This is a genomic window from Thermoanaerobacterium sp. PSU-2 (assembly GCF_002102475.1).
GTDB lineage: Bacteria > Bacillota > Thermoanaerobacteria > Thermoanaerobacterales > Thermoanaerobacteraceae > Thermoanaerobacterium.
Genome location: NZ_MSQD01000041.1, coordinates 1 through 627, shown reverse-complemented (window position 1 = coordinate 627; position 627 = coordinate 1). Strand labels below are relative to the sequence as shown.

Sequence of the window (627 nt, the reverse complement as noted above, 5' to 3'; positions counted from 1 at the left end):
TTTTAAGCCTACGCCTACAGGGCTTTCACCTTCTTTGGCCTGCCTTCCCAGGTCTGTTCGGCTTCGCTTTTCATACCTTCTTGTGGTCCTAAACCCCATCACCATTGGTGATGGTTTGGGCTCTTTCCTTTTCGCTCGCCACTACTCAGGAAATCGATTTTTTCTTTCTTTTCCTCGCGCTACTTAGATGTTTCAGTTCACGCGGTGTCCCTTCCTCATGGCTATGTGTTCACCATGGGATGCTTAAGTATTACCTTAAGCGGGTTTCCCCATTCGGAGATCTCCGGATCTGCGTCTGCTTGCGACTCCCCGGAGCGTTTCGCCGCTTGCTGCGTCCTTCTTCGGCTCTAAGTGCCTGGGCATCCACCATACGCCCTTTCTAACTTGACCTACTTACATTGCTTTTTGAAAATATTATTAACGCTCACAAATTCCGCTTACTATATATCATCGATTCTCTTCGCTTGTTTGGCTAACGCCGTCTATGCGTTGTGACGGCTTTCGCTTTCGCTCATACGCCAAACTGCGCTTCGTTCATCGTGATATATTGCGTAAGCTTCATTAATCGTTCGCTTTTAATAATATTTTTCATAACAATGTCTATTGGTTAATTGTAACTCGTTTCTT

General features: G+C 45.8%; 1 rRNA gene. It reads right to left on the bottom strand.

Going from position 1 to position 627, the window contains the following annotated elements:
• Positions 1 to 390: ribosomal RNA gene (locus BVF91_RS13030) — 23S ribosomal RNA — on the bottom strand; the annotation flags it as partial.
• Positions 391 to 627 lie beyond the last annotated feature (237 nt).